This is a genomic window from Streptomyces coffeae (assembly GCF_016741875.1).
Classification (GTDB): domain Bacteria; phylum Actinomycetota; class Actinomycetes; order Streptomycetales; family Streptomycetaceae; genus Streptomyces; species Streptomyces coffeae.
The window spans coordinates 155,610-168,329 of sequence record NZ_JAERRF010000006.1 but is presented as its reverse complement, the minus strand read 5'-3'; the positions used below and the strand labels follow the sequence as shown (position 1 = coordinate 168,329).

The following is a 12,720-nucleotide window of genomic DNA, read 5'->3' as shown; positions in this document are numbered from 1 at the left end:
TGGCCATGATCAGTCTGCAACGGCTTCTCGACGCCGTGGGACCAGCAGTGCTGTCGGGGATGTGCGCCCCTGAGCGGCTGTCCGTCACGGTCGGCGACGCGGTGATCGCGGAACCGGACGGGGAGCTCGAGCCACGGACGGGGGACGTGGTGCTCGGGGTGAACCTCACCGACCGGGACGCGGCGCTGCGGCTGCTGGCGCAGTGTGCCCGTCGGTCGGCCGCCGCCCTGCTGCTCAAGGCGCCGGTGGCGGTGGACGCGGAGATGGCCGCGGCGGCGGACGAGGCGGGCGTGGCGCTGTTGCGGGTCTCCGCGGAGGCGGGCTGGGTCCAGGTGCTGTCGCTGCTGCGCGCGGCGCTCGACAGCGAGGGGCTGACCGCGTCTGCCGCCGGGCTGGGAGTGGCGGAGGCCGGGGATCTGTTCGGGGTGGCGGATGCCATCGCCCGGATCATCGACGCCCCGGTGACCATCGAGGACCGCAGCTCACGTGTGCTGGCGTACTCCACCCGCCAGGAGCGCAGCGACGAGGCGCGGGTGGCCACCATCATGGGCCGCCATGCGCCCGAGGATGTCAACGAGCACTTCCGGCGGCACGGTGTGTTCCGCAGGATCGCCCAGGACACCACCCCCATCTACGTCCCGGCGGTGGTCGAGGGCACCAAGCCGCGGCTGGTGGTGCCGGTGCACGCGGGAGGCGATGTGCTCGGCTCCATCTGGGCGATCGTGCCGGGCCCGGTCGAGCCCGAGCGGGCGGCGGCGTTCGCCGACGCCGCGGACGCGGCCGCCCTGCATCTGCTGCGCCGGCGCGCGGAGGCGGACCGGCAGCGGCTGGCCCTGGCGGACATGGTGGCGAAGGTGCTGCACGGGCAGGAAGGGGCCACGGACGCGGCGCATCTCCTCGGCCTGACCAGCGGCCCCTGGCGGGTGATCGCCGTGGGGGTGCCCAGTGAGGACGCCGACGAGGCCGAGCGGCAGCGGCTGACGGTACGGGAGCGGCTGTGCCGGTTCCCCGGCACCCGGCTGCGCTCCCCCGCGGCCGTGATCGGCGATGTGGTCTACGGCATCGTGCACGCCGACGCGGTGAACTCCGCGTCCGGGGCCCGTGCCGACTGGCTGGGCGACGTCGCCGGGACCTCCGGGGACGCGGCCGCGCCCCTGGTGGCCATGGGCGGACTCGCCACCACCGTCCCTGGGCTGGCCGACTCCCGGGAACAGGCGGATGACACCCTCGGACTGCTCACGGCGGGACTGGTCCCCGGTGGCGCGGCTGTCCACGACGAGGTGTGGGCCACCGTGGTCCTCCGCCGTACCGCCCGGTCCGCCACCGGCGCCCGGACCGCGGACATCGGGCCGCTGCGAGCGCTGCTGGAGCACGACCGCGAGCACCACACCAGCCATGTGCCGACGCTGTACACCTGGCTGGAGGAGATGGGTGACGCGAAGGCGGCCGCGGCCCGGCTGCACATCCACCCGAACACGCTCCGTCACCGGATGCGCCGGATGCAGGAGGTGGTGGATCTGCGGCTGGACAGCCCGGAGGTGCGCTCGGCGCTGCTCCTCCAGCTCACGGCCCGGCGGTACGGCAACGACAGCGCCACAGCCTCCGAGGGCGACCCGCACACCACGGCGCTCGACCCCGTCTGACAGCCCCTTCCCGGTCCCCGTTGTCCGTTCGGCACTCCCCGGTGCCGTACGACAGTGGCGTTTGCACGATGACGGAGCGTTGTCCCCGACGACACGATGGCTTCACACCCGGCCCGTTCGGGGCCCGGTGAAGTCTCCACGGAAGGACAACGGTGTGGCGATCGGCAGCTCCTACGAGGTCAGCAACCGCGCGGACGGGGCCCACGAGGACGCGCCACTCGCACAGGCGCGGATCGACCTCGCGGCCATCAGCGCCAATGTGGCGCGGCTGCGGGAGGCCGCGGGTTCCGCGGAGACGATGGCCGTGGTGAAGGCCGACGGCTACGGCCACGGCATCGTCCCCAGCGCCCGCGCGGCGCTGGCCGGTGGTGCCACCTGGCTCGGCGCCGCACGGATCCATGAGGCACTGACCCTGCGTGCCTCGGGCATCACCAACCGGATCCGCATCATGGCCTGGCTGCTGGCTCCCGGCGACGACTGGGCCGCCGCCGTCGCCGCGGACATCGAGCTGTCGGCCGGGGCGATCTGGGCGGTCGAGGCCGCGGAGAAGGCGGCGCGGGCGGCGGGCCGTCCCTGTCTGCTGCATCTGAAGGCGGACACCGGTATGGGCCGCGGCGGTGCCACGTCCGCCGAGTGGCCCGCGCTGCTGGAGGCCGCCGCGCGCGCCGAGGCGACCAGGCATATCCGGGTTGTGGGGATCTGGTCCCATCTCGCCGACGCCGACGCCCCCGGCCACCCGGTGGCCGACACACAGGTGGAGAACTTCCGTGCCGCGGTGGCCATGGCGCGGAAGGCGGGGCTGCGCCCCGAGGTGCTGCACCTGGCCAACTCCGCTGCCACGCTGAAGCTTCCGCGGACCCATTTCGATCTGGTACGCCCCGGGATCGCGGTATTTGGGCTGAGCCCGGTGCCCGAGACCGCCGACGCCGCGGCCTTGGGGCTGCGGCCCGCGATGACGCTCTCCGCCCGGCTGATCTCCGTCAAACGTGTCCCCGCCGGGCAGGGGGTCTCCTACGGCCACCGCTACCGCACACCCCGTCGGACCACCCTCGGTGTGGTGCCGCTGGGGTACGCCGACGGGATACCGCGCCACGCCTCCGACACCGGTCCGGTGCTGGCCGCGGGTGAACGGCGCACGGTGGCGGGCACGGTGTGCATGGACCAGTTCGTCGTGGACCTCGGTGACGCCCCGGCGGAGGTCGGCGACGAGGTGGTGCTCTTCGGTCCCGGCGACCACGGTGAGCCCGGTGCGGAGGACTGGGCTCGGGCCGCGGGCACGATCGGGTACGAGATCGTCACCCGGGTCGGCGACCGGGTACCGCGCGTCTACACCGGTAGCTGCGCTCCGCCGTCGCGCCGGTCCAGGTCCCGTGCACGGTCCGCCGCACGGTCGACCGGCCGATGAACGCGGCCGGTTGACCGGGCCCGGTGCTATTCGGCCGACTGCCGCCGCGTGGCGTCGAGGGTTCCGAGCAGTCCGAGTGCCTGGGCGCTGGGGCTGCCGGGTTCGGCGTGGTAGATGACCAGTTGCTGACCGGGGGCGTCCCGGACGTCGAAGGACTGGTAGGTGAGGGTCAGCGGGCCGACCTCGGGGTGGTGGAGGTGTTTGGCGTCCTGGGTCTTGCCACGCACCGCGTGGGCGTTCCACAGGGTGGTGAAGTCGGCGCTGCGCCGGGTGAGGGTGGTGACGAGGGCGTTCAGCCGGGGGCCGTCGGCGGGATAGCCCTCCGCCTGGCGCAGATTGGCCACGGTGGCCTGGGCGCTCCACTCCCAGCGGGTGAAGAAGTGGCGGGCCGCGGGGTCGAGGAAGATCATCCGGGCCAGGTTGTCCATGAGCCGGAAGGGCGAGTACAGCGCCTCGGCGAGGGCATTGGCGGCGAGGACGTCCAGGGTGCGGTTGATGACGAAGGCGGGGGTGTGGGCGTAGCCGTCCATCAGCCGCCGCAGCGCCGCGCTGACGGTGTCCGGGGCTGGGGTGTGGCGGTCGTCGGGGACGGTGCCGGTCAGCCGGTACAGATGGGCGCGGGCGTCGGTGTCCAGGTGCAGGGCGCGGCTGAGGGCGTCGAGGACCTGCGGTGAGGGGTGGCGTTCACGTCCCTGTTCCAGCCGGGTGTAGTAGTCGGCGTTGACCCCGGCGAGAACGGCGACCTCCTCGCGGCGGAGTCCCGGGACCCTGCGGAGGCCGTGGTACGCCATACCAACGTCGTCCGGGCGCAGCGCCGCGCGGCGTGCGCGCAGGAAGTCTCCGAGTGCGTTGTCGGCCATGGCCTCAAGGTTAGGCAGCCGGGCGGGGTGCTGCCTGGGTGTGCCGCACCCAGGCAGTGTGCTTCCTGGCTGACCTGCGGCGTTCTCCTCAGACTCGGTGACGGGCGGAACCGCTCCACGATCGAGAGGATGGACAGGGATGACGGGCACCGAGAAGGTCGTTCTGGTGACGGGGGCCAGCAGTGGGATCGGGGAGGCGGCGGCCCGCCGGCTGGCCGCCGACGGCCACCGGGTCTTCCTGGGGGCGCGGCGCACCGACCGGCTGGCCGCGCTGGCGAAGGAGTTGGCGGATGGCGAGGACCGGGTGGCGTTCCGGCGGCTGGACGTCACGGACGCCGCGGACGTACGGGAGTTCGTGGCCGCCGCGCGGGAACGGTTCGGGCGGGTGGATGTGATGGTGAACAACGCCGGGGTGATGCCGCTGTCGCCACTGGCGGAGCTGAAGGTCGCGGAGTGGGACCGCATGATCGATGTGAATGTGCGGGGTGTGCTTCACGGGATCGCGGCAGCGCTGCCGGTGATGAGGGAGCAGGGTGGCGGACACTTCGTCAACATCGCGTCGGTGGGCGCGCACGAGGTGGTGCCCACCGCCGCGGTGTACTGCGCCACGAAGTTCGCGGTCCGTGCGCTGTCGGAGGGGCTGCGCCAGGAGTCGGCGGGTGACATCCGGGTGACCGTGGTGTCCCCGGGGGTGACCGAGTCGGAGCTCGCGGACTCGATCTCCGATCCGCAGGCCCGTGAGGACATGAAGACCTATCGTTCGGTGGCCATCCCCGCGTCGGCGATCGCCGACGCCATCGCCTTCGCCGTGGACACCCCGGCCGCGGTGGACGTCAACGAGATCGTGGTGCGTCCCGTCGCGAGCGCCCAGTGAACCGGTGTCACGGCCACGGCGCCCCCTCTGGCGAGGGGGCGCCGTGCCCGCCGTGCGGCGTCTACGCGACGAAGTCCTCCACCACCTTCGGGGGCCAGTTGGTGGCGTCGAGCATGCCCAGCGAGAAGGCGCGCGCGACCAGTGCCGTGCGGTTGGGCGCGTGGAGCCTGCGCATGAGGCGCGATATGCGGTAGTCGACGTACTTGGGGCTGAAGTGCAGCCGGGAGGCGAGGGTCAGCGTGGAGAGACCGACCGCGATGCCTTCGATGATGCGGGCGTCGGGGTCGGTGAGGAACCTCTCGTGGTGGCAGGGGAGTTCGGTGTGCCGCGGGGGGAGGTCGCCGGCCTGGCGGACGGTCAGCCCGGGGTCGAGGGTGGCCGTGCCGGGACCTGTCCGGGACGGTGGCCGGGGACGGGGCGGGGTGGCCGGGCGCGCCGCCGTCATCGCGCCACCTCACCGGCGAGCGCGCTGATCGTGGGGTGTTCACTGCTGAACATGGCGGTGACGGGGCTTCCCAGCGCGTCGCCGAGGCGGGCGATGACATCGATGAGCATCAGCGAGTCCATGCCCAGCTCGAAGAGGTCGGCGTCGGCCTCCGGGAGGGTGTCGCCGGGCTCGGGCAGCATGGTGGCGATCTGGTGCCGCAGGAAGTCCTCCACCAGGGCCTGACGGGCGGGCCGGTCACCGCGGGTGAAGCGGTCCCGCAGCCCGGAGGCGCCGTCCCCCGCGCTCTCCCGGCCGGACGTGTGCTCCGGCTCCACCCAGTGCCGACTGCGCTGGTAGGGATAGGTGGGCAGCGGTACGCGGCGGTGTTCGGTGCCGTACCAGACGGGCCACTCGACCTCCGCGCCCTGGGTCCAGGCACGGCCGAGGGCGTACAGCAGGGTGTGCCGGAGCGGCGCCGCGGCTCCCGGCGAGGGCGCGAGGTCGAGGGCGATCAGATCCCGCTCCTTCAGCAGAGCCTCCTGGGCGCACTCGCCGCCGTGGTCGAGTGTGGTCCAGGTGGCCGGGTCGCAGCTCTCCTCCGGCCGCAGCCACTGGCCGTTCGCCCCCAGGCTGAGCGGCAGCTCCGGGACGGCCAGGGTGGCGGGAGCTTCGCCGAAGAGGAGGGCGAGGGCCTCGGTCAGCCCGAACACACCCGCCAGGCATCCGGCGACCACACCTCCGACGCCGGAGCCGCACAGTGCGGCGGGTGTCACCCCCGCGGCCTGGCAGGTGCGGGCCAGGGCGTAGGTGGCCGTGAACGACGCGAGACGGTCGCCGCCACCGCCGGTCAGCAGACCCAGGACGTCGGGGCCGCCCCCGGGGAGCGCGGCGGCGCAGGCATCGGCCGCCTCGCGGAAGGGGCGCAGGGAGCGGTGGAGCGCGGCGGCGTCCTCGACCGGTGTGGTGGCCATGTGCGGGAGGACGAACGCGAACGCGGCGGCGCCGCTGTCGCCCGCTCCGTCCATCACCCGGGACGGTTCGCCGATCGCGAGCGTCAGAGCGGCGTCGGCGACGTCCTCGCACACCACCGCACGCCGGTGGGCGTGGGCGCGGCGGCCCACGGCCAGGGTGTGGGCGACCGCGGCGAGGTCCAGCTCCTTGTGGCGTCCCAAGTGGCGGGAGAGCTCGTCGGTCACCCGGTCGAGTGCGGCGGGTGTGCGCGCCGAGAGGACCAGCAGTTCGGGGGCGTCGGGGGTGGAGGGCGCGGGGGTGCCGGGCGGCTCCTCGAGCACCACATGGGCGTTGGTGCCGCCGACGCCGAACGAGCTGACCCCGGCGCGCCGGGGAGTGGTGCCGCCCGCCCACTCGGCCGTGGTGGTGGCGATCCGGAACGGGCCGTCGGTGAGGTCGATATCGGGGTTGGGGGTGCGGAAGTGCAGACTCGGCACCAGGGTTCGGTGGCGGAGCATGAGGACGGTCTTGATGAGCCCGGCCATCCCCGCCGCGGTGTCCAGGTGGCCGATGTTGGTCTTGACCGAGCCGAGGTGCACACCGCCGGGCGCCACCCCGTCGAACGCCTCGGTCAGCGCCGCCACTTCGATGGGGTCGCCGAGGGGTGTCCCGGTGCCGTGCGCCTCCACATAGCCGATGGTCTCCGGCGCGCAGTCGGCCACGCGCTGGGCGTCGCGGATGACATCGGCCTGCCGGGCCACGCTGGGGGCGGTGTAACCGGTCTTGGCCGAGCCGTCGTTGTTCACCGCGGTGCCCTTGATGACCGCGTGGACGGTGTCGCCGTCCGCCAACGCGTCGGCCAGCCGCTTGAGGACCACCACACCGACACCGCTGGAGATCACGGTGCCGCCCGCGTCCGCGTCGAAGGCGCGGCAGTGGCCGTCCGGAGAGAAGATCATGCCTTCCTGGTGGACATGGCCTTCGACCTGGGGCACCCGCAGATGGACGGCTCCGGCGAGCGAGATCCGGCACTCGCCCGCGAGCAGGCTCAGGTACGCCTGGTGGACCGCGACCAACCCGGTCGAGCAGGCGGTGTTGACGCTGAGGCTCGGCCCCCGCAGATTCAGCTTGTAGGAGACCCGGGTGGCGAGGAAGTCCTTGTCGTTGGCGAGCATCAGGCGGTAGCGCCCGACCGAGGTCTCACGCCGGTAGCGTTCGGCGAGATGGGTGAGCAGATAGGTGTTCATCCCGGCTCCGGCGTACAGGCCGATGTCGTCGGGGCAGCTCGAGGGGTCGTATCCGGCGTCCTCGAGGGCGGCCAGGGAGCACTCCAGGAAGTGGCGGTGCTGCGGGTCGAGGATCTCCGCTTCGTCGTCGGGGACGCCGAAGTGTCCGGCGTCGAACAGCTCCACACCGGGCAGGGGATGACCGGCGCGGACATAGCCCGGGTGGCTCAGCTCGGCCGGGTCGGCCCCGGCGGCCAGCAGCTCCTCCTCGGTGTAGAACACCACGCTCTCCCGGCCTTCCCGGAGGTTCTTCCAGAAGCCCTCCGGGGTGGTGGCGCCGGGAAAGCGGCATGCCATTCCAATGACCGCGATGTCGGTTTCGCGGATCGCCGTCGCCTGTTCCATGATTCCTCCGTCTCCCCGCCCTAGAGGGCGATGCCCAGTTCGGCGGCGAGCGTCCGCATGCCGAGGAAGCCTCCGGCGACGAACCGTGCCGCGTCCGCGGTGGCGCCCAGTTCCTGGAACAGGTCCACGAGTTCGTGCTGCTGCTTCTCCGGTTCACCGCGGCCCTCGGCGATGTCGAGGACCACGTGTTTCATCCGTTCCTCGATCGCGGGGAGATCGGCGGCGCGCGGGAAGGTGATGCTGAAGGTCGAGCGGTCGTAGTGCTTGTTGCGCTGGACCGCGCGCCGCTGACTGGCGGCGTTGAGCTTGTAGAACATGCAGTTCCAGTGGGCGAAGGAGTAGTAGTTGAGCAGCGGGAAGAGCGTGCAGTGGGTCTCCAGCGGGGAGGAGTCGTAGAGGCCCTTGGCCTTCAGATCGGCCACGATGCGGTCGGGGTCGTAGGCGTAGCGCATGGCCACGAACGGGAAGACGATCCGGGGCAGCCGCTCCTCCTCGGCGAACAGCACCTGCTCGGCCTCGCCCTGGAAGACCGTGTCGGTCAGCTTCGCGCCGAAGGTGCGGTAGAAGCCGCGCACCACCTCCCGGGTGTCGGATTCCATGGTGAGGATCTGCTGTGGATCGGCACACAGCGCGATGTAGGGAATGCGGTGGCGGAAGGCGTAGAGAATCGCGCGGATGACGAAGAAGGTGCGGCAGGAGACGCAGGGCAGCTTTTCGTCGAGATACTTTCCCGGTTTGGCGACGGGCCGGTTGAAGACCTCCCGCATCACCGTTTTGATGTTGTCGTCGTCCGAGTCGACCACAAAGGTGGCGGGGATCTTCTTCCGGGCCAGGGCGATGTTGTCGGCCGCATGGGTGCTTTCGAACGGCACATCGAAGGTGTAGGCCAGGACGCGCTTTCCGTATTCATTGACGAACTTGTCCAGCATATAGGTGCTGTCCTTGCCGCCGCTGTACATGAAAAGGCAGTCGTAGGGCCCGTCGGGATTGGGACCGCTGCGGGTGAACGCGTCGTGGACCTGCTGGGTGTAGCTGAAGTTCTCCAGCAGATCGCCGACGAGGTTGAGGCGGCACAGGCTGCACACCCCGTCCGCGTCGAGGGTGACGCCGGGGTGGTCCTCGTTCAGGGCGCATACCGAGCACACGCGCATGGTGGGTGGTTCCTTTCCGCTTCAGCCCGTTGAGGTCTCGTCGGCCGGGTGGTGCTGCCGCCGCCGTCTGCGCAGATCGCCGAGGCCGGAGCGGGAGCGCCCGGTGCCCCGGTGTGCGGCCGGGTCGGGGCGGGGGGCGGTGCGGCCGAGCCGTTGACCGTCCAGGTGCCGGGCCAGCGACCGGACGGTGGGATACATGAACATGTCCACGCGTGTCAGCGAGGCGCCGACATCGGCGTTGATCCGGGCCATCACCCGCATCAGCAGCAGTGAAGTGCCACCCGCCTCGAAGAAGTTGTCGTCGATGCCCACGGTGTCCGCTCCCAGCACCTGGCACCACACGGTGGCGATGGCGCGTTCGAGGCATCCGGTGGGTTCGGTACCACCGCCGGTGGTGCGTGCGGGGCGCGGCAGGGCCTGCCGGTCGGTCTTGCCGTTGGCGGTCAGGGGTAGGGCGCCGAGCTCCACAAAGGCGGTGGGCACCATGTAGTCGGGGAGTGTGGCACGCAGATGGCCGCGCAGTTCGGCGGGGCGTGCACCGGGCCGGGCGGGGACGGTGTACGCGACCAGCCGCCGGTCGCCGGGGCGGTCCTCGCGGACCACCACGACCGCCTCCGCGACGCCGGGATGCCGGCGCAGAGCATCCTCGATCTCACCCGGTTCAATGCGATAGCCGTGCAGTTTGACCTGGTCGTCCAGGCGGCCGAGGTAGTCCAGTTCACCGTCGGCGCGCTGCCGCACCAGATCGCCGGTGCGGTAGACGGTGCCGTCCGAGCGGCTGTAGATGTCCGGCAGGAAACGTTCTGCGGTGAGGTCGGGGCGGTGCAGATAGCCCTGGGCCACCCCCGCTCCCCCGATGAGCAGTTCGCCGGGGACACCGGGTGGCACCGGGCGCATCCAGCGGTCGACGACATGGAACCGGGTGTGGGCAATGGGCCGCCCGAGGGTCACCGGCTGCCGGGGGCGGATCCGTTTGACGGCGGACCAGATGGTGGTTTCGGTGGGCCCGTACATGTTCCACAGCTGGGCGCCGTGGGCGAGCAGTTCTCCGGCGAGATCGGCGGTGAGGGCTTCGCCACCGCACAGGATGCGGGGCAGGGGAATGTCCGTGGTGCCGGGCCATCCCGCGTCCAGGAGCATCCGCCAGGTGGCGGGGGTGGCCTGCATGACGGTGGGCCGGACACGCTCCAGCACCTCGCGCAGCCGGGCGCCGTCGGCGACGGCTTCGACCGGGGCCACATCGACCCGGCCACCGGCGGCCAGCGGGCAGTACAGCTCCAGCCCGGCGATGTCGAAGCACACGGTGGTGACCGCGAGAAGGGTGTCCCGCCCGGTCACCCCGGGCGTGCGGCACATGGAGCGGACCAGGTTGGTCAGGGCGCGGTGGCCGATCCGTACGCCCTTGGGGCGGCCGGTGGAGCCCGAGGTGTACAGCACATAGACGTCCTGGTCACCGCGGACGTCGTCACCGGGCTCCGGACGCGCCGCGGCGATCACCGGCCGGTCCCGGTCCAGGACGAGCACCTCGCCGTGGCCCTCGGGAAGCCGCCCGGCCAGCCGTGATTCGGTGACGATCAGGGAGAGCGAGGTGTCGATGAGCATGTACGCGATGCGCTCGGGCGGATAGATGGGGTCCAGCGGCACATAGGCCGCTCCCGACTTCATGATGCCCAGCAGCGTGACCGGCAGCTCGGCGGTCCGGTCCAGGAACACCCCGACCAGGGATCCGGCGCCGATGCCCCGGTCCCGCAGATGGCCGGCCAGCGCCGACGATCCGCGGTCCAACTCCGTGTAGCTGACGACGCGTTCACCGCAGGACACCGCGGGGGCGTCCGGGCGCAACCGGGCCTGCCGCGCCACCAGCTGGTGCACACAGCCGTCCGGTGGCGGACCGCCCGCCGCCGCGTCGTTCCAGCGGGTGGCGGCGCGGCGGTGTGCCGGACTGCCGAGCGGGATACGGGTCAGATCGCCGCTCCCCTCCCCCGTGGCCACCGCGGCCATGAAGGCGGTCGCGTAGTCGGCGAGCAGGGCGAGGGTCCGGCCGTCGCAGGTGTCCTCGCGGGCGACCCACTGGCCGGGCCCGCCGCTCCCGCGCGGGATGCGGATGAGCAGGGACGTGCCGTCGGCGGGTGCGGCGGGCACGGCGAGGTCGTCGCACACCTCGACGGCGATCGGCAGACCGGGGGCCGGTGGGCGGTGGGCGCGCAGCCGGGGGTGACGGACCCACAGGTCATGGGGGTGGGTCCGGTGACGGTCCGCCTCCGCGGTCCGTTCGGCCAGCAGCGCGCCGAAGGTGGCCATGTCCGCGCCGTCCACACACGGGACACGCAGCGGTACGAAGGAGGCGTACAGCGCGTCCACCGCCGGATGTCCGGTGGCGGGGTGGGCGGCCCGCCAGTGCACATCGGTCTCACCGTCCGTGCCGAGCCGGGCGAGAAAGGCGAGTTGGGCGGCGAGCAGCCACTGATCGCGCCGAAGCCCGGTGATGGCGGCGGCGCGGGTGGCGGCCGGCGGCACGGGGACGGACACGGTGACATGGCCGCCGCTGCCCCGCTCGGCACCCTCGGCCCGGATGAGGTCGGCGGGAGTCAACTCGGCGAGGCGCCGGACCCAGTAGCGCTCGTCCCGCAGACTGCCGGTCTGGGCCACACTGGCGGCGCCGAGCAGCCCCGGGTCGGGGCCGGGCAGCCGGTGTCCCGGGCGTACCCCGCGCGCGGCCAGCGCGGTGGCGGTGAGGGGTTCCCCGGTGGGGGTGGTGAGCCGGGTGAGCCGTACGGCGCCGTCCACGGTCGCCACCACCAGACCGTCCTGGCCGCTGCGCAGTACGGAGCCCGGTGGCGCCGCGGGGGGACCGGGAAGGGGAGTCAGACCGCCCACCAGGGCAGGGGTGTCCCCGATGACGATCTTCGCGGTGCCGAACTCATTGGGGTGCGGCCCCAGATCGGCGGCCCTGACGGCGGCGTGCAGCACCGCGGACGGCCGGTCCCAGGTGAGGAACCCGCCGCCCGGTGGACGGTCGAAGCGGCCGTGGTAGCTCCGGGCGCTCAGGTCCTGTGGTGTCCGCGGGACACCTCCGCTCTCCAGGCCGTCGAGCAACTCGCCGAAGGAGGCGTAACCAGCCTCGAAACACTTGGCGTTGAGGGTGTGGCTGGTGTCCTGGTCGGTCACCGGGACCGCCCGCTGGACCAGGATGTCTCCCTCGTCGGCCCGCTCCGTCATGATGTGCCAGGTGACCCCGTGGGACACCTCGCGGTCCGCCACGGCCCACGTGGTCGCGTACAGCCCGGCGTGCCGCGGAAGCAGTCCGTCATGGAAATTCACCGGCAGTCGGCGGGGCAGATCGAGTACGGGGGCCGGAAGAATCCGAAGATTGGCGATGCTGAACAGATAGTCGAAGGGTTCCGCGCTCAGCCGATCGGTCAGATCGGTTCCGAAGCCATGGGTCGACAGCTTCCGTTGGCGGGCCCAGTCACGGATGCCGGCGTCCTCGGACACCAGCCCCACCACCTCGTGGCCACGGCTCAGCAGTAGTTCCGCGCAGCTCACGACCAGCGCGTTCGCTCCGACGAGGAGGCAGCGGAACCGTGTGGAACGGCGATCGTCGTCTTCCGGGTATATGCCGGGTGAAATGTGCACGCGACTCCTTGCTCTCCTCGTTCAGCGCGGTCCGCGCCACGTCGGAGGCCATTCGTAGCCACCCTCAATCGAACTTCACTTGATTTTCGGTCCGATCGGAAATCTGCTGCACAATTTCAGGGTTTCTCCTCATGAGCGCCGC

Annotated in this window: 8 protein-coding genes; 3 read left to right on the top strand and 5 right to left on the bottom strand. The window is 71.9% G+C overall.

Going from position 1 to position 12,720, the window contains the following annotated elements:
• Nucleotides 1–5 precede the first annotated feature (5 nt).
• Both JK363_RS43760 and alr read left to right on the top strand, forming a co-directional pair.
• A complete protein-coding gene (locus JK363_RS43760; protein WP_201874641.1) occupies nucleotides 6–1,643 on the top strand; it encodes a PucR family transcriptional regulator in 1,638 nt (545 codons plus the stop codon).
• Nucleotides 1,644–1,803: 160 nt separating this feature from the next.
• Nucleotides 1,804–3,048, top strand: coding sequence for an alanine racemase (alr, locus tag JK363_RS12030; RefSeq protein ID WP_201875054.1), 1,245 nt, complete (start codon nucleotides 1,804–1,806; stop codon nucleotides 3,046–3,048).
• Nucleotides 3,049–3,074: 26 nt separating this feature from the next.
• Here the strand turns inward: alr and JK363_RS12025 are convergent, their stop codons facing one another.
• Nucleotides 3,075–3,908 (bottom strand): helix-turn-helix transcriptional regulator, encoded by an 834-nt coding sequence (locus tag JK363_RS12025; protein ID WP_201874639.1) that lies wholly within the window; start codon nucleotides 3,906–3,908, stop codon nucleotides 3,075–3,077.
• Between the two features lie 139 nt (nucleotides 3,909–4,047).
• On the opposite strand from JK363_RS12025, the gene JK363_RS12020 reads away from it, so the two are divergent.
• Nucleotides 4,048–4,782, top strand: coding sequence for an SDR family oxidoreductase (locus tag JK363_RS12020; protein ID WP_201874637.1), 735 nt, complete (start codon nucleotides 4,048–4,050; stop codon nucleotides 4,780–4,782).
• Between the two features lie 61 nt (nucleotides 4,783–4,843).
• Here the strand turns inward: JK363_RS12020 and JK363_RS12015 are convergent, their stop codons facing one another.
• The 4 genes from JK363_RS12015 to JK363_RS12000 are packed head-to-tail and all read right to left on the bottom strand — an operon-like array spanning nucleotide 4,844 to nucleotide 12,578.
• Entirely contained in the window at nucleotides 4,844–5,227 is a 384-nt protein-coding gene (locus JK363_RS12015; protein ID WP_201874635.1) for a LuxR C-terminal-related transcriptional regulator, read from the bottom strand.
• Entirely contained in the window at nucleotides 5,224–7,791 is a 2,568-nt protein-coding gene (locus JK363_RS12010; protein WP_201874633.1) for a type I polyketide synthase, read from the bottom strand. The genes JK363_RS12015 and JK363_RS12010 overlap by 4 nt, the downstream gene beginning before the upstream one ends.
• 20 nt (nucleotides 7,792–7,811) lie before the next feature.
• On the bottom strand, nucleotides 7,812–8,942 hold the full coding sequence (locus JK363_RS12005; RefSeq protein WP_201874631.1) for an adenine nucleotide alpha hydrolase family protein: 1,131 nt from the start codon (nucleotides 8,940–8,942) through the stop codon (nucleotides 7,812–7,814).
• Nucleotides 8,943–8,963: 21 nt separating this feature from the next.
• Entirely contained in the window at nucleotides 8,964–12,578 is a 3,615-nt protein-coding gene (locus JK363_RS12000; protein WP_201874629.1) for an amino acid adenylation domain-containing protein, read from the bottom strand.
• Nucleotides 12,579–12,720: the final 142 nt, after the last annotated feature.